The 16,495-nt window shown below is 61.3% G+C and carries 17 protein-coding genes; 11 read left to right on the top strand and 6 right to left on the bottom strand.

The window, feature by feature from the left end; translation table 11 throughout:
- The first annotated feature begins 184 nt into the window (after positions 1 to 184).
- The 6 genes from HX869_RS24995 (at position 185) to trpE (ending at position 6,729) form a co-directional block, all read left to right on the top strand.
- Positions 185 to 1,417: an ABC transporter permease gene (locus HX869_RS24995; RefSeq protein ID WP_178903802.1), complete on the top strand. Its 1,233-nt coding sequence runs from the start codon at positions 185 to 187 to the stop codon at positions 1,415 to 1,417.
- A gap of 13 nt (positions 1,418 to 1,430) precedes the next feature.
- Positions 1,431 to 2,255 carry an ABC transporter permease gene (locus HX869_RS24990; RefSeq protein WP_003210970.1) on the top strand — a complete coding sequence of 275 codons (825 nt, stop codon included), beginning with the start codon at positions 1,431 to 1,433 and terminating at the stop codon, positions 2,253 to 2,255.
- 202 nt (positions 2,256 to 2,457) lie between these two features.
- Positions 2,458 to 3,606 (top strand): iron-containing alcohol dehydrogenase, encoded by a 1,149-nt coding sequence (locus HX869_RS24985; protein WP_003210968.1) that lies wholly within the window; start codon positions 2,458 to 2,460, stop codon positions 3,604 to 3,606.
- Between the two features lie 83 nt (positions 3,607 to 3,689).
- The gene (rpe, locus tag HX869_RS24980) at positions 3,690 to 4,364 is read left to right on the top strand and encodes a ribulose-phosphate 3-epimerase (protein ID WP_003210966.1); all 675 of its coding nucleotides are present in this window, start codon (positions 3,690 to 3,692) and stop codon (positions 4,362 to 4,364) included.
- Positions 4,361 to 5,179: a phosphoglycolate phosphatase gene (locus HX869_RS24975; RefSeq protein WP_178903801.1), complete on the top strand. Its 819-nt coding sequence runs from the start codon at positions 4,361 to 4,363 to the stop codon at positions 5,177 to 5,179. The genes rpe and HX869_RS24975 overlap by 4 nt, the downstream gene beginning before the upstream one ends.
- Before the next feature lie 68 nt (positions 5,180 to 5,247).
- The gene (gene trpE, locus HX869_RS24970) at positions 5,248 to 6,729 is read left to right on the top strand and encodes an anthranilate synthase component I (RefSeq protein ID WP_087694720.1); all 1,482 of its coding nucleotides are present in this window, start codon (positions 5,248 to 5,250) and stop codon (positions 6,727 to 6,729) included.
- Positions 6,730 to 6,867: 138 nt separating this feature from the next.
- Here the strand turns inward: trpE and estP are convergent, their stop codons facing one another.
- On the bottom strand, positions 6,868 to 8,790 hold the full coding sequence (estP, locus tag HX869_RS24965) for an esterase EstP (protein ID WP_178903800.1): 1,923 nt from the start codon (positions 8,788 to 8,790) through the stop codon (positions 6,868 to 6,870).
- A gap of 412 nt (positions 8,791 to 9,202) precedes the next feature.
- Between estP and HX869_RS24960 the strand changes: the two genes are divergently transcribed.
- Genes HX869_RS24960 through HX869_RS24945 form a run of 4 tightly spaced genes read left to right on the top strand, consistent with a single transcriptional unit; the run spans position 9,203 to position 12,386 of the window.
- Positions 9,203 to 9,796, top strand: coding sequence for an aminodeoxychorismate/anthranilate synthase component II (locus tag HX869_RS24960; RefSeq protein WP_003210957.1), 594 nt, complete (start codon positions 9,203 to 9,205; stop codon positions 9,794 to 9,796).
- A gap of 9 nt (positions 9,797 to 9,805) precedes the next feature.
- Positions 9,806 to 10,855: an anthranilate phosphoribosyltransferase gene (trpD, locus tag HX869_RS24955; RefSeq protein WP_003210955.1), complete on the top strand. Its 1,050-nt coding sequence runs from the start codon at positions 9,806 to 9,808 to the stop codon at positions 10,853 to 10,855.
- Entirely contained in the window at positions 10,852 to 11,688 is an 837-nt protein-coding gene (gene trpC, locus HX869_RS24950) for an indole-3-glycerol phosphate synthase TrpC (protein ID WP_102606385.1), read from the top strand. Before trpD ends, trpC begins: the two co-directional genes overlap by 4 nt.
- Positions 11,689 to 11,690: 2 nt before the next feature.
- Positions 11,691 to 12,386, top strand: a complete 696-nt coding sequence (locus HX869_RS24945) for a lipoate--protein ligase family protein (RefSeq protein ID WP_093204494.1) — start codon at positions 11,691 to 11,693, stop codon at positions 12,384 to 12,386.
- Here the strand turns inward: HX869_RS24945 and crp are convergent.
- Positions 12,383 to 13,027, bottom strand: coding sequence for a cAMP-activated global transcriptional regulator CRP (gene crp / locus HX869_RS24940; RefSeq protein ID WP_003210949.1), 645 nt, complete (start codon positions 13,025 to 13,027; stop codon positions 12,383 to 12,385). The genes HX869_RS24945 and crp overlap by 4 nt on opposite strands.
- Positions 13,028 to 13,278: 251 nt before the next feature.
- Here crp and HX869_RS24935 point away from each other — a divergent pair, with 251 nt between their 5' ends.
- A complete protein-coding gene (locus HX869_RS24935; protein WP_003210947.1) occupies positions 13,279 to 13,701 on the top strand; it encodes an OsmC family protein in 423 nt (140 codons plus the stop codon).
- Between the two features lie 64 nt (positions 13,702 to 13,765).
- Here the strand turns inward: HX869_RS24935 and coq7 are convergent, their stop codons facing one another.
- From coq7 to HX869_RS24915, 4 genes are all read right to left on the bottom strand, one after another.
- A complete protein-coding gene (gene coq7, locus HX869_RS24930) occupies positions 13,766 to 14,413 on the bottom strand; it encodes a 2-polyprenyl-3-methyl-6-methoxy-1,4-benzoquinone monooxygenase (protein ID WP_003210945.1) in 648 nt (215 codons plus the stop codon).
- A 178-nt stretch (positions 14,414 to 14,591) separates the two neighbouring features.
- Positions 14,592 to 14,930: a histidine triad nucleotide-binding protein gene (locus HX869_RS24925; RefSeq protein ID WP_003210943.1), complete on the bottom strand. Its 339-nt coding sequence runs from the start codon at positions 14,928 to 14,930 to the stop codon at positions 14,592 to 14,594.
- Between the two features lie 46 nt (positions 14,931 to 14,976).
- Positions 14,977 to 15,765, bottom strand: coding sequence for an SDR family oxidoreductase (locus tag HX869_RS24920; RefSeq protein ID WP_010167219.1), 789 nt, complete (start codon positions 15,763 to 15,765; stop codon positions 14,977 to 14,979).
- Between the two features lie 62 nt (positions 15,766 to 15,827).
- Positions 15,828 to 16,495 (bottom strand): DUF805 domain-containing protein (locus tag HX869_RS24915; RefSeq protein WP_178903799.1); only part of this gene is annotated, 668 nt, incomplete at its 5' end.

Below are 16,495 nucleotides of genomic sequence, written 5' to 3'. Positions count from 1 at the left end.
TGTAGCGAGTGGGCTTGTCACCCGTTGGGCTGCGAAGCGGCCCCAAAACCAGCCACCGCGGTCAGTCTAATAAACCACAGTGGCTTTACTGGGGCTGCTGCGCAGCCCAACGGGGGACAAGCCCCCTCGCCACAGGTGTGGGCCTTCACAGGTCTGCATTCTTTTTTACGATCCGGAGTTCGCCATGGCCCTCGCCACTCCCAGCCCCACCCTGAAACAGCGCCTGGCGCGTGCCGAGCGGCTCAACCGCTGGAAGGCCCAGGCCCTGATCGCGCCATTGGTGTTGTTTTTGCTGCTGGTGTTCCTGGTACCGATTGTGGCGCTGCTCTACAAAAGCGTCGGCAACCCGGAAGTGGTGGGCGGCCTGTCGCGCACGGTGGTGGCGGTGACGGCCTGGGACGGTCGTGGCTTGCCGGGCGAGCCGGTGTATCAAGCCATCAGCGAGGACCTGGGCGAAGCCCGGAAAAACTCGACCCTGGGCGACCTCTCCAAACGCTTGAACATGGAGCTGGCGGGCTATCGCAGCCTGCTGACAAAAACCGCGCGGGCGCTGCCGTTCACCGAAGCGCCTGCCTCCTATAAAGAAGCGCTGGAAAACCTCGACGAACGCTGGGGCGACCCGGCGTACTGGCAGGCGATCCGGCGCAACACCAGCAGCCTCACGCCATACTACTTGCTGGCCGCCGTCGATCACCGCATCGACGACCTCGGCGAAATCGCCCCGGCCACCCCGGACCAGGCGATCTACCTCGATATCTTCGCCCGTACGTTCTGGATGGGCCTGGTCATCACCGTGTGCTGCCTGCTGCTGGCCTATCCGTTGGCTTACCTGCTGGCCAACTTGCCGGCGCGGCAAAGCAACCTGCTGATGATCCTGGTGCTGCTGCCGTTCTGGACCTCGGTGCTGGTGCGCGTGGCGGCCTGGATCGTGTTGCTGCAGTCCGGCGGCTTGATCAACAGCGCGCTGATGGGCATGGGGCTGATCGATAAACCCGTCGAGTTGGTGTTCAACCGGCTGGGGGTCTACATCTCCATGGTGCACATCCTGCTGCCCTTCATGATCTTGCCGATCTACAGCGTGATGAAAGGCATCTCGCCCACCTACATGCGGGCGGCAATCTCCCTGGGCTGCCACCCATTCGCCAGCTTCTGGCGCGTGTACTTCCCGCAGACCTACGCAGGCGTTGGTGCCGGCTGCTTGTTGGTGTTTATTTTGGCGATTGGCTACTACATCACCCCGGCCTTGCTGGGCAGCCCGAACGACCAGATGGTCAGCTACTTCGTGGCCTTCTACACCAACACCAGCATCAACTGGGGCATGGCCACGGCCTTGGGCGGCTTGTTGCTGCTGGCCACCGTGGTGCTGTACCTGATCTACAACTGGCTGGTGGGCGCCAGCCGCCTGCGCCTGAGCTAAGGAGACCGTTGCGATGCTGAGCCCTTATATGTCGCCCGTGGAACGGGTCTGGTTCTACAGCTTGCGGATCCTCTGCGGCCTGATCCTGTTGTTCCTGATCTTGCCGGTGCTGGTGATCATCCCGCTGTCGTTCAACAGTGGAAGTTTCCTGGTCTACCCGCTGCAAGGTTTCTCGCTGCACTGGTACCAGGATTTCTTCGGTTCGGCGGAATGGATGCGCGCCCTGAAGAACAGCATCATCGTGGCTCCGGCGGCTACAGTGCTGGCGATGGTGTTCGGCACGCTGGCGGCGATTGGCCTGACCCGGGGGCACTTTCCCGGCAAGGCGCTGGTGATGGCCCTGGTGATTTCGCCGATGGTAGTGCCCGTGGTGATTATCGGTGTGGCCAGTTACCTGTTCTTCGCGCCGCTGGGCCTGGGCAACAGCTTCTTCTCGCTGATCGTGGTGCACGCGGTGCTGGGCGTGCCGTTTGTGATCATCACCGTGTCGGCGACCTTGCAGGGGTTCAACCATAACCTGGTGCGGGCGGCGGCCAGCCTGGGCGCGTCACCGCTGACGGCGTTTCGTCGGGTGACCTTGCCATTGATTGCCCCGGGGGTGATCTCCGGGGCGCTGTTCGCCTTTGCCACCTCGTTCGATGAAGTGGTAGTGACGCTGTTCCTCGCCGGGCCCGAGCAGGCAACCTTGCCACGGCAGATGTTCAGCGGCATCCGTGAAAACCTCAGCCCGACGATTGCGGCGGCGGCGACCTTGCTGATCGCCTTCTCGGTGGTGCTGTTGCTGACCCTGGAATGGCTGCGCGGGCGCAGCGAGAAACTGCGTACGGCCCAGGTCTAAAGCCAAACAGAGATCAAAATGTGGGAGCGGGCTTGCTCGCGAAGGCGGTGTGTCAGTCAACAGAGATATCGACTGGCCTACCGCCTTCGCGAGCAAGCCCGCTCCCACATTGGGTTTGTGTCTATTCAGTAGCTGAATGCAAGACAACCAGCCCAAGTCAGCTAATCTTGTGCCAGCCCATAACTGATAAGAGGCCGCGCACATGAGTACTTCCTCATTCAAGATCGCCCACAAACTGCTCACCGGCCCAGGCGCCATCGAGCAACTGGCCGCCGAGCTGACGCGGCTGGATGTCGACAACCCGCTGATTGTCACCGATGCGGCACTGGTCAAGTCCGGCACCGTGGCGCTGGCGCTGGAACACCTGGGCGAACGGACCTACGAGATTTTCGACCGCGTGCTGCCCGACCCGGAAATCGCCATCGTCGAGGACTGCATGCGCGTCTACCGCGAAGGCGGGCATGACGGCCTGATCGGCGTCGGCGGCGGCAGTGCCATCGACATCGCCAAGAGCGTGGCGGCCTACGCCGGTTACCATGGCGCCCTGGCCGACCTGTTCGGCGTGGACCAGGTGCCGCGCAAAGGCCCGCCGCTGATCGCGATTCCCACCACGGCCGGCACCGGTTCGGAGGTGACCAACGTGGCGATTCTGTCGGACAAGGTCGCGCAACTGAAAAAAGGCATCGTCAGCGATTACCTGCTGCCGGACGTGGCCCTGATCAGCCCGCAGATGACCCTGACTTGCCCGCGCAGCGTCACCGCCGCCAGTGGGGTGGACGCATTGGTGCACGCCATCGAATCCTACCTGTCGCTGAATGCATCGCCGATCACCGATGCACTGGCCATCGGGGCGATCAAACTGATTGCCAAGGCGTTGCCCAAGGCCTACGCCAACCCCGCCAACCTTGAGGCCCGGGACGACATGGCCACCGCCAGCCTGATGGCCGGGATGGCGTTCGGGAATGCCGGCGTGGGCGCGGTGCATGCGTTGGCCTACCCGTTGGGCGGGCGTTTCAATATCGCCCACGGCGTAAGCAATGCCTTGCTGCTGCCCTACGTGATGCACTGGAACAAGCTGGCGTGTGTGGAGCGCATGCAGGAGATTGCCGAGGCCATGGGCGTGAATATCACGGGTTTGAGTGCGGTGGATGCCGCCGACCAGGCCGTCGATGCGATGACGCGACTGTGTGCCGCAGTCGAGATTCCGTCCGGCCTGCGCAGCTTCGGTGTGCCTGAAGATGCGATCCCGGCCATGGCGGTAGAAGCGGCGGGGATCGAGCGGCTGATGCGCAACAATCCGCGCAAGCTCAGCGCCGCTGATATCGAGAAAATCTACCGGGCAGCTTATTAACCATTGAGCGAGGTCACGGTGCGCGCGGCAAAGCATGAGGTATACAATGCGCGCCATCGTGATTTAGCTCAAAAAGGTGCGTCATGCAGCCCTTCGTCATTGCTCCATCGATTCTCTCCGCCGACTTCGCCCGCCTGGGCGAGGAAGTGGACAAGGTGTTGGCCGCCGGTGCCGACTTCGTTCACTTCGATGTCATGGACAACCACTATGTGCCGAACCTGACCATTGGTCCGATGGTCTGCGCCGCCCTGCGTAAATACGGCGTGACCGCGCCTATCGATGCGCACTTGATGGTCAGCCCGGTGGACCGCATCGTCGGTGACTTCATCGAAGCCGGTGCGACCTACATCACCTTCCACCCGGAAGCCACGTTGCACGTGGACCGCACCCTGCAACTGATCCGCGAGGGCGGTTGCAAGGCGGGCCTGGTGTTCAACCCGGCCACTCCGCTGAGCGTGCTTGAGTACGTGATGGACAAAGTCGACATGGTGTTGCTGATGAGCGTCAACCCGGGCTTCGGCGGGCAGAAGTTCATCCCCGGCACCCTCAACAAACTGCGTGAAGCGCGGGCGCTGATCGATGCGTCGGGCCGTGATATCCGCCTGGAGATCGACGGTGGCGTCAACGTCAACAACATCCGCGAAATCGCCGCGGCCGGTGCCGACACCTTTGTGGCCGGTTCGGCAATCTTCAATGCCCCGGACTATCAGGAAGTGATCGCCAAGATGCGTGCAGAACTGGCGCTGGCGCGTCCATGAGTGGCTTTGAGCAACTGTTCCCCGGCAAACTGCCACGGCTGGTGATGTTCGATCTGGACGGTACGTTGATCGATTCAGTGCCGGACCTGGCCGCGGCGGTGGACCAGATGCTGCTCAAGCTGGGGCGCAAGCCGGCGGGTATCGAGTCGGTGCGCGAGTGGGTCGGCAATGGCGCGCAGATGCTGGTGCGTCGGGCCTTGGCCAACAACATCGAGGCCGAGGGTGTCGATGATGTGGAAGCCGAGCATGCGCTTGGGCTGTTCAACGTGGCCTACGAAAACGGCCACGAACTGACCGTGGTTTATCCCGGCGTGCGCGACACCCTGAAATGGCTGCACAAGCAGGGCGTGGAAATGGCCCTGATCACCAACAAGCCGGAGCGTTTCGTCGCACCGCTGTTGGACCAGATGAAGATCGGCCGGTATTTCCGCTGGATCATCGGCGGCGATACCTTGCCGCAGAAGAAGCCCGACCCGGCCGCGCTGTTCTTCGTGATGAAAATGGCCAATATCCCGGCGTCCCAATCGCTGTTTGTCGGCGATTCGCGCAGTGATGTGCTGGCGGCGAAAGCGGCGGGGGTCAAGTGTGTGGCCTTGAGTTACGGCTACAACCATGGCCGGCCGATTGCCGAAGAATCCCCGGCGCTGGTGATTGATGACCTGCGCCTGTTAATCCCCGGTTGCTTGGGAACGGGCGCTGAGATAACGTTGCCCGACGCTGTTCCATCCCCTTCTGGAAATCCCATCGTGGTGGTCACTCGCAAACTCTGGATGAAAGTCATCAAGGCCCTGGCCCGCTGGCGTTGGCGCGCCTGACTGATCCTCGCCGCGCTGCGGCACGTTTGCACACCTGACCGTTAGACCCTCAAGCCACGAGGCACCTCATGATCCGCGAAGAATTCCTGCGTTTGGCCGCTGCCGGCTACAACCGTATCCCCATGGCCTGCGAAACCCTGGCCGACTTCGACACCCCGCTGTCGATCTACCTGAAACTGGCCGACGAGCCCAACTCCTATCTGCTGGAGTCGGTGCAGGGCGGCGAGAAGTGGGGCCGTTATTCGATCATCGGCCTGCCGTGCCGCACGGTGCTGCGGGTACATGATCACCATGTGAGCATCACCCTGGACGGCGTCGAGATCGAAAGCCATGACGTGGAAGACCCGCTGGCCTTCGTCGAGGAATTCAAGGCGCGCTACAACGTGCCGACCATCGCCGGCCTGCCGCGCTTCAACGGCGGCCTGGTGGGTTACTTCGGCTACGACTGCGTGCGCTACGTGGAAAAACGCCTGGGCAAATCCCCGAACCCCGATCCGTTGGGTGTGCCGGACATTCTGCTGATGGTTTCCGACGCGGTGGTGGTGTTCGACAACCTCGCGGGCAAGATGCACGCGATCGTGTTGGCGGATCCTTCCCAGGCCGATGCGTTCGAGCAAGGCCAGGCGAGCCTGGAAGCGCTGCTGGAAAAACTGCGCCAGCCGATCACCCCGCGTCGCGGCCTGGACCTCAGCCGTCCACCGGCGGCTGACCCGGTGTTCCGCTCCAGCTTTACCCAGGATGACTACGAGCGTGCGGTCGATACCATCAAGGAATATATCCTTGCCGGTGACTGCATGCAGGTGGTGCCGTCGCAACGCATGTCCATCGACTTCAAGGCCGCGCCGATTGATTTGTACCGGGCGCTGCGCTGTTTCAACCCGACGCCGTACATGTACTTCTTCAACTTTGGCGACTTCCACGTCGTGGGCAGTTCGCCGGAAGTGCTGGTGCGGGTCGAAGACAACCTGATCACCGTGCGCCCGATTGCCGGCACGCGCCCTCGCGGTGCGACCGAAGAGGCGGACCTGGCGCTGGAACAGGACCTGTTGAGCGACGACAAGGAAATCGCCGAGCACTTGATGCTGATCGACCTGGGCCGCAACGACACCGGGCGTGTCTCGGAAATCGGTTCGGTGAAACTCACCGAGAAGATGGTGATCGAGCGTTACTCCAACGTGATGCACATCGTGTCCAACGTCACCGGCGAGCTGAAGGCCGGGTTGACGGCGATGGATGCACTGCGGGCGATCCTGCCGGCGGGCACCTTGTCGGGCGCGCCGAAGATTCGCGCGATGGAAATCATCGACGAACTGGAGCCGGTGAAGCGTGGTGTGTATGGCGGCGCGGTGGGGTATTTCGCCTGGAACGGGAATATGGACACTGCGATCGCGATCCGTACGGCGGTGATCAAGGACGGCGAACTGCACGTGCAGGCGGGCGGCGGGATCGTGGCCGACTCGGTACCGGCCCTGGAATGGGAAGAGACGCTGAACAAGCGCCGGGCGATGTTCCGCGCGGTGGCGTTGGCTGAGCAGACCCCGCAGGGCTGAAGTCAGACGTAGATCAAAAATGTGGGAGCGGGCTTGCTCGCGAAGGCGGTGTATCAGTCGATATATAAGGTGACTGTCGCACCGCTTTCGCGAGCAAGCCCGCTCCCACATTTGGTATTTGTCAGTTTCAAGTCCGAGTCAGAAATCCAGACTCACCCCGACACTCAGCCCTTGCTGGGTAAAGTTGTCATCCTTTCTCACGTTATAGGCCGCGTTCAACGCCAGGTCCTTGGTCACCTTGTGGGTAATCCCCAGGTTCAAGCGATCCGAATTGCTGCGTGGCGTGTAGCCGTCCAGTTTGAAATCAATCCCCGGCACGCTGTTGAGGGACATGCCCACTCGCTGCGTATCGTTTTCAAACTCGTGCTCGTGGGCCACTTCGCCAAACACCAGGGTTTGCGGGGTGAAGCGGTAGTTGGCTTGTAATCCGATTCCCAAACGCTTGGAGTCGCGCTGTTGGTCATCAAAGGTCAGTGCGGTGGAACGGGCATCTTTCTCCGAATAACCATTCACCTCGACCCGCGAATAGTCAGCGCTGATAAAGGGTGAGAAGTGCCATTCGCTGTTCGGCTCGGCGATGTCATACCCAACCCGTGCGCTGAATGCCCATAGCCAGCCGTCGGTGTCGCCTTTCTCGGTGCCTTCGCTGATGCCCAGGGCGAACTTGCGCTTGAGGTTATCGAAGTCCAGTTTGCCGCCGGTCAATGCGGCGTCGGCCCACCAGTGATCTTCCTGATACTGGGCGAACGCGGTGCCCAGGTAGCTGTTGAGCTTGTAGTCCGAATCGCTGGCGCCGGCCTCAAGACTCTGGCGATAGAAGCCTGCTGCCACACCCACGCGCCACTCGTCATTGACCCTGTAGCTGCCACCGATGTTCAGGTTATAGCCGCTGCCGTCACCGCTGGCCGAGCTGTTCTGATCATCGAAGTCCAGGTGCTGGCCGCCAGCGTCGACGATCGCCCGCCATTGGCCCACGGCCTGCCAGCTACGGGAGTCGGCTTGCCATTGGTTGCGCAATGAATCCTGATGGGCGCGCAAGGTGCCTTGGGCCATTTCCGGAAGCAGGGTGATTTCCCAGGGGGCTGCCAGCAGCGAATACGCGTAGTCGGCGATCAGTACCTGGCCGGCCTCGGTCGGGTGCACGGTGTCGTTGTAAATCAGCTTGGTCGGGTCCGGATTGGTGCCGCCGACGCCATACACCGGATTCCTGCAGGTGGTGCCACTGAAGCACGTCTGGTTGAGGTTCTGGTCGGTGGCAAAACCAAAACGCCCGGGATCGGCAAAGGTTTCCTTGAGCAGCAACGGAATGTTCAGCGGGATGATCTGCGCATCGATTTGCGACAGGCGCTGTACCAGGGTCTGGTTGAACGCGCCGGCCAGGGTGCTGACGGCCCCTTGGAGAGGGGTGCCATTGACGGCAGGTGTCAGGCCCAGGTCCGGCAGCATCCATACCATTACATAACGGGCGCCAGCCTGTTGCAGCGCCTGGGCGCTGTCGGCCAGGCGCCCGGCTGCGGCCGAGGCCTGGTCGGGGCTGAGGACCAGGCCGTCGAGGAAGTCATTGCCGCCGCCGGAGAGAAAGTACAACGCGTTGGGGTCGGCTCGGCCCCCCGTTGATGCCAGGTATCCGGGACGTGTACGCAATACCTGCCCGGTGTCGCTGTCGGTGACGGTGGAGTTACCGGTGATGGCATCGTAGATCTGTTGGGTGGTGTAGCCGCCGACGGCCCAGTTATTGCCGTCTGGCTGGCCCAGCGCGGCGCGCTCCGGCGAGGTCGAGGCATTCAGGTCGCCCGGGGCAACCCCCAGCTTGCCGCCCAATAACGTCGAGGAGATCAGCGATGTGCTTTCGCCGCTGCCGTCGAAGTATTGCGGGCCGGTGCGGTTGGTGAAGCGATAGGTTGAGCCCGGTGCGCCAGGGTCGGCAAATGTACCGGCGTCGGCCAGGCTGTCACCGAAAACGACCATCGTCGAATAAGGCGAGGGCGCGGCGAAGGCTTGCGAGCATGCCAGCGCCAAGAGGCAGCCGACGATGGGGGTGAAATAGGGCATCTTGGTCATGAGTCCGTCCATGATTTTGTTTTTTTGTCAGCACTGTGACTGTAGCGCCCTTGGAAGGGTTCTGAAAAGTTTGACGCCAATTATCAGTCGGGCAGTTTCCCCCGTATTTGCGGCTCGATATTGCACCGTTGGCGAGGCTACGTTACTGTGCCTGAACGTATGAATGAGACCCTCCCCGTGTTGATCATCAGCAAACTCTTGATGCGAGTAGTCAAGGCACACGCCCGTTGGCGTTGGCGCGCCTAACTTTTCTCTACCGGCCCCGCCGGACCTGTACCGATTTGCCTTCTTCACCCTCTGTTAAACGCCCCTTGCCGGCCAACCCCGGCAACCGGAAAGTGCGTCTGGCAGCGGGTCACTCCCTTGGAAGGCCGTCATTAGAAGTCAGTGAATTCAAGAGGTTTTAACCCACATGTTGCTGATGATTGATAACTACGACTCCTTTACCTACAACGTTGTGCAGTACCTGGGCGAGCTCGGCGCCGAGGTCAAGGTGGTGCGCAACGACGAATTGACCGTGGCCCAGATCGCCGCGTTGAACCCTGAACGCATCGTCGTCTCCCCAGGCCCGTGCACGCCGACCGAAGCGGGCATCTCCCTCGAAGCCATCCAATACTTTGCCGGCAAGCTGCCGATCCTGGGCGTGTGCCTGGGCCATCAGTCCATCGGCCAGGCCTTCGGTGGCGACGTCGTCCGCGCTCGCCAGGTAATGCACGGCAAGACCAGCCCGGTATTTCACAAGGACCAGGGCGTATTCCAGGGTTTGAACCTGCCGGTAACGGTAACCCGCTACCACTCGCTGGTGGTCAAGCGTGAAACCCTGCCCGAGTGCCTTGAGCTGACGGCCTGGACCCAGCTGGAAGACGGCTCGGTCGACGAGATCATGGGCCTGCGTCACAAGACACTGAACGTCGAAGGGGTGCAATTTCACCCGGAATCGATTTTGACCGAGCAGGGCTTCGAGCTGTTCGCTAACTTTCTCAAGCAGAGCGGCGGCACGCGCTAAGGACTTTTCATGGATATCAAGACTGCCCTGAGCCGTATCGTCGGCCATCTGGACCTGAGCACCGCTGAAATGAGCGATGTGATGCGCGAGATCATGACCGGTCAATGCACCGACGCGCAGATCGGCGCGTTCATGATGGCCATGCGCATGAAGAGCGAGAGCATCGACGAAATCGTCGGCGCTGTGTCGGTCATGCGTGAGCTGGCCGACAAGGTTGAACTCAAGACCCTCGACGGCGTGGTCGACGTGGTCGGCACCGGCGGCGACGGTGCGAACATTTTCAACGTGTCGACGGCTTCTTCCTTTGTGGTGGCCGCTGCCGGCTGCACCGTGGCCAAGCATGGTAACCGCGCGGTGTCGGGTAAAAGCGGCAGCGCCGATTTGCTGGAAGCAGCAGGTATCTACCTGAACCTGACCCCGGTACAAGTGGCGCGCTGCATCGATCATGTCGGCATCGGCTTCATGTTTGCCCAGTCCCATCACGGCGCGATGAAACACGCCGCCGGCCCGCGCAAGGACTTGGGCTTGCGTACCCTGTTCAACATGCTCGGCCCGCTTACGAATCCGGCCGGTGTGAAGCATCAGGTAGTGGGCGTGTTCAGCCAGGCGCTGTGCCGGCCATTGGCTGAAGTCCTGCAGCGCCTGGGCAGCAAGCACGTGCTGGTGGTGCATTCCAAGGATGGCCTCGACGAGTTCAGCCTGGCAGCACCGACCTTCGTGGCGGAGCTGAAGAACGACCAGGTCACCGAGTATTGGGTCGAGCCAGAAGACCTCGGCATGAAAAGCCAGAGCCTGCACGGCCTGGCGGTAGAAAGCCCGGCCGCCTCCCTTGAACTGATTCGCGATGCCCTGGGACGCCGCAAGACCGAAAACGGCCAGAAAGCCGCAGAAATGATTGTGCTCAACGCCGGTGCGGCGCTGTACGCCGCGGATCACGCCTACAGTCTTAAAGAGGGTGTTGCCCTCGCTCATGATGCATTGCATACCGGGCTGGCGCGCGAAAAGCTCGAAGAACTGGGTGCGTTTACTGCGGTGTTCAAAGTGGAGAATGAAGGATGAGTGTTCCGACCGTTCTGGAAAAAATCCTGGCCCGCAAGGCAGAAGAAGTCGCCGAGCGCCGTGCCCGGGTCAGCCTGGCTGAGCTGGAAGGCCTGGCGAAAACCGCTGATGCACCGCGTGGGTTCGCCAATGCGCTGATCAAGCAGGCCAAGGAAAAACAGCCGGCCGTTATCGCTGAAATCAAGAAGGCTTCGCCGAGCAAGGGCGTGATTCGCGAGATCTTCATCCCTGAAGACATCGCCAAAAGCTACGAGAAGGGCGGCGCGACGTGCCTCTCGGTGTTGACCGATATCGACTATTTCCAGGGTTCCGACCTGTACCTGCAGCAAGCACGTGCGGCGTGTTCGCTGCCGGTGATCCGCAAGGACTTCATGGTCGACCCTTACCAGATCGTCGAAGCCCGTGCCTTGGGCGCCGATTGCGTGCTGTTGATCGTCTCCGCACTGGATGACGTGAAAATGGCTGAACTGGCGGCCGTGGCCAAGAGCGTCGGCCTCGACGTGCTGGTGGAAGTGCACGACGGTGATGAACTGGAACGCGCGTTGAAAACCCTCGACACACCGTTGGTGGGCGTCAACAACCGCAACCTGCACACCTTCGAAGTCAGCCTGGAAAACACCCTCGACCTGTTGCCGCGCATCCCGCGCGACCGGTTGGTGATCACCGAAAGCGGCATCGTCAATCGCGCCGATGTGGAACTGATGGAAATCAGCGGCGTGTACTCGTTCCTCGTCGGCGAAACCTTCATGCGTGCCGAGAACCCGGGGGCTGAATTGCAGCGCCTGTTCTTCCCGGAGCGTGGCGTTGCCGTCAGTGGCTCGACCCTGGATTGATGATGACCCAGCCGGTGGCGATGACGGTCGAGGCAGGCCTTAAGGCCGAGCAGGATTTGCTCGCCGCGGTCTGTGCCGGCGAGCAACCGTTCGGCCTGCTGTTCTGGCAGCCCAGCGATCAAGCGTTGGTGATGCCTCGTCGTTTGAGCCGCCTTCCGGCATTCGAGACCGCCAGCCAGGTGTCGGCAGACGCCGGTTGGCCGGTGCTGCTGCGGGAAACAGGCGGTGAGCCGGTTCCACAGTCGGCAGCCACGGTCAATATTGCGTTGGTCTACGCGCCACCACGCAGTGAAGGTGACCAGGGCCGTATCGAAACCGGCTACCAGCGTCTGTGCCAGCCGATTTGCGACCTGCTGATCGAGTTGGGTGGCAACGCGTCGGTGGGCGAGATCGACGGTGCGTTTTGCGACGGTCGCTACAACGTCAACCTTGATGGTCGCAAAATGGTCGGTACCGCCCAGCGCTGGCGCCAGAGTGGCGGGCGCCCGGTGGGGTTGGTGCATGGTGCGTTGCTGCTGGATGACGATCGCGTCGAATTGATCGCCGCGGTCAATCGCTTCAATGAAGCGTGCGGCCTGGAACAACGGGTGCGCGCCGAAAGCCACATCGCCCTGCACGAAGCCTTTGCGGCGCCAGATGCGATTGCCCGGCTTGATACGTTGTACCGTCAGATGCTTGCGAGTTTCCTGCCGGTTTAACGCGTACCGAAGACCACCATGGTCTTGCCTTTGACATGCACCAGGTTGCGTTCCTCCAGGTCCTTGAGCACACGGCCAACCATTTCCCTTGAGCAACCGACGATCCGCCCGATTTCCTGGCGGGTGATCTTGATCTGCATCCCGTCGGGATGGGTCATGGCGTCCGGTTGCTTGCACAACTCCAGCAGGCAGCGGGCAACCCGGCCGGTGACGTCGAAGAACGCCAGGTCGCCGACTTTGCGCGTGGTGTCTCTCAGGCGCTGTGCGATCTGGCCGCTCAGGGCGTACAGAATGTCGGGATCCTGCTGGGCCAGTTCGCGAAATTTCGTATAGCTGATCTCGGCGACTTCGCATTCGACCTTGGCCCGCACCCAGGCACTGCGTTGCTGTTCCTTGCCGGCTTGTTCGAAAAGCCCGAGTTCACCGAAGAAATCACCGGTATTGAGGTAGGCGATGATCATTTCGCGACCATCGTCATCCTCGATCAGGATGGTGACCGAGCCTTTGATAATGAAGAACAGGGATTCCGAGCGCTCGCCCGCGCAGATGATGTTGTGCTTGGCCGGATGACGCCGGCGCTGACAATGCATCAGCAGTTTGTCGAGGTTCTTGATTTTGGGTGTGGGAGTAATAGCAACCATGGTTGTATCCCGAAAAGACTGCACGGTGTTGGTGAGCTTGTTTTTTTTATCCAGCGCGATCAACGGCTAAGCTACATCATCCAATGGATGGCAATGCGCCATTGATTTGGCGCCAGCTTAACAGACACATTCTGACTTCATTAGGGAATTTACCCAGCAAACCCTGCTGTTGATCGCTTTCATGGGAAACGCTGCCGGCCCAAAGTGCTGTGCTAAGCTGGCGACCCTTTTTTAGCAGTGGAGTCTGGGCGATGAAGGCACGCATCCAATGGGCGGGCGAAGCCATGTTCCTCGGTGAGTCGGGCAGTGGCCACGTGGTGGTCATGGACGGCCCGCCGGAGGCCGGTGGCCGCAACCTGGGCGTACGCCCGATGGAAATGCTCCTGCTCGGTGTAGGCGGTTGCAGCAATTTCGATGTGGTGAGCATCCTGAAGAAGTCCCGCCAGGCGGTGGAAAGCTGCGAAGCATTCCTGGAAGCCGAGCGTGCCACCGAAGACCCGAAGGTGTTTACCAGGATCCACATGCACTTTGTCGTCAAGGGCCGGGCGTTGAAAGAAGCCCAGGTCAAGCGGGCCATCGAGTTGTCGGCGGAGAAGTACTGCTCGGCCTCGATCATGCTGGGCGCTGCGGGCGTTGCCATCACTCATGATTACGAGATCATTGAGTTGGGCTGATTCTTCAATCGGCAGGCAAAAAGAAAGGGCGCTTGATAGCGCCCTTTTTTGTTTTCTGCTGAAACTAGATGCGGTACGTGCTTTTGGTCATGACCTTGGCCAGCAGGCTCATGCCAAATTTCACCGGTGCCGGGAAGCGGAAGCCGCCCGCGTCCAGCGCGCTTTCGGCGTGATGTTCTTCATCAATGCGCATCTGCTCAAGAATCGCCCGGGACTTTTCGTCTTCAGCCGGCAGTTGCTCGAGGTGTTCATTGAGGTGTTTGCACACCTGATGCTCGGTGGCGGCCACAAAACCCAGGCTGACTTTGTCGCTGATCAGCCCGGCCACCGCACCAATGCCAAACGATAAGCCGTAGAACAGCGGGTTCAGCACGCTCGGATGGCTGTTCAACTGGCGAATGCGTTGTTCGCACCAGGCCAGGTGATCGATTTCTTCTTCGGCGGCATGTTCCATCGCGGCGCGCACTTGCGGCAGCTTGGCGGTCAGGGCCTGGCCCTGGTACAGCGCCTGGGCACAGACCTCGCCGGTATGGTTGATACGCATCAGGCCGGCGACGTGGCGGGTGTCGGTCTCGCTCATCTGCGCTTCGGGCCGCACGATGGCGGGCGACGGGCGGTGCGGTTGGCCGCTGAATGGCAGCAGCGTGCGCATGGCCGTATCGGCTTGCAGCAACAGACGATCAATCGGCGAGTAGTGACGTTGGGTAGTCATGCTGACCTCCGGGAAGAATCTCGGCGGCCAGTTTACCGCAAGAGAGGGGGAAGCGTTTGCGCTGGGTCAAATTGCTTGTGTGGCGAGGGAGCTTGCTCGCGCTGGAGTGCGCAGCGCTCTCGTTTTTGGGGCTGCTACGCAGCCCAGCGGGAGCAAGCTCCCTCGCCACAGGTAGTGCTCAGCCCGGCGGCCAGTTCATCTGGCGTTGACCCAGAACATGCATGTGGATGTGATAAACGGTCTGTCCGCCATCTTCGTTGCAGTTCATCACCACACGGAAGCCCTTCTCACAGCCTTGCTCAACCGCCAGGCGCTGGGCGGTGAACAGGATATGCCCGGCCAGCGCCTTGTCTTCCTCGGTGAGGTCGTTGAGGGTGCGGATCGGCTTTTTCGGAATCACCAGGAAATGCACGGGTGCCATTGGCGCGATGTCGTGGAAGGCCAGGACCTGGTCATCCTCGTAGATGATCTTCGCGGGTATTTCTCTGTTGATGATCTTGGTGAACAGAGTATCCACAGCTGTTTCTCCATTTTGAAAGTGCAGGGTGAGTGTACTCAGGCGATCAGCGCGGGCAATAGGCCTTGTTGATCGCGCCGGCGATCTTGCGGGTCAGCCAGCGCGGGCTCAGGCGCGGGCTGAACGCCAGCCAGCGATTACGCCGGCCGGGAATGATGATGGCTTTGTTCTTGGCCAGCGCACGCACGGTGTAGAGCGCGACTTCTTCCGGGCTCATCAACTGTTGGCTGCGATCCAGCTTGGCGGTGTCCATTTGGGCGGTGCCGAAGAATGCGGTGCGGGTCGGGCCGGGGCAAAGAACGGAAACCTTGATGCCGCAGGTCTTCAGTTCCTCGCGCAAGCCTTCGGAAAAGTGCAGCACGTAGGCCTTGCTGGCGTAGTAAGTGCTCATCCATGGGCCGGGTTGGAACGCGGCAACCGACGCGACGTTGAGAATCTGCCCGCCGCCGTGCAGGGCCATGGCGTTGCCGAGTGCGTGGCACATGCGGGTCAGGGCGAGGATGTTGACCTCCATCAGGTCCTGCTCGGTCATCCAGTCCTGCGCCAGGAACGGGCCGCTGGTACCGATGCCGGCGCAGTTGACCAGCAGGTCGATCTGCCGCTCGCCTTCTTCCAGTTCCAGCAGGAACCCGGAGAGCCGCAGGGGCTCGCCCAGGTCACAGGCACGGAACAGCACCTCGACGCCGAAGCGCTGAGTCAATTCGATTGCAATGCTTTCCAACTGATCACGCTGGCGGGCCACCAGAATCAAGCTGCGGCCGCGACGGGCCAGTGCTTCGGCCAAGGCCAGGCCGATGCCGCTGGAGGCACCGGTGATCAGAGCGTAACGGGTCATGCGTTTCTCCATCGCAACGCTACCGGGCCTGTGACAGAGGCGTCACAGGCGTCGGGCGTTTTTCACTGTTGCGTAGAGTCTACAGGTTCGGCTGTGTCGTCAGCACTTTGCACATCGACTTCATCGACGGTGGTGGCCTGGTCGCTGTCGTCATCGGAGTTGATGGAGCTGCTTTCGTAGCTGCCACCTACATCGCTTTCCAGTTGATCCAGGTAGCCGCTCATGCCAACCAACACCGCGCCGGCAAATACCAGCGGAATGAAAGCGAGCCACAATGCGGAGAGGATTTTCACCGCAGTGGAGTTACGCGGTGGTGGCGCGCCGTACTGGTTTGCGCCCGTGTTACCGGGGAGGACCATCAGCAGGATCGGGAAGATGCTGCCAACGAAGGGCACCAGGTGCAGGAACCACAGCCAGCCGGACCAGCCCAGGTCATGCAGGCGCTGCACGGTGATCTGTACGCTGACCCACACAGCGGCCACGAGTATGGCAATCCCCACCAGGAAGCCAATGACCATGGCAATCGTCGGAGAGACCGCAGCGATACCAAGTCCGACGGTGAAGAACACGCTTGAGACGAGGAGGATCACCACGCTCAGCACCAGCGTCCACGCCAGGAAGCGCAGGCGTCCGATCCGGCCGTTGACGGTGAATACCTTAAGGGTGGAAAACTCCGGCAGGTTCTCGCCAACCGCGGCCCGGGGCGGGGCGTAAGGCGATGCGGCGGGGC

The organism is Pseudomonas sp. P7779, assembly GCF_013386315.1.
In the GTDB taxonomy this organism is placed as follows: domain Bacteria; phylum Pseudomonadota; class Gammaproteobacteria; order Pseudomonadales; family Pseudomonadaceae; genus Aquipseudomonas.
The sequence above is the reverse complement of the archived record's forward strand: the minus strand, read 5'-3'. Positions and strand labels throughout refer to the sequence as shown.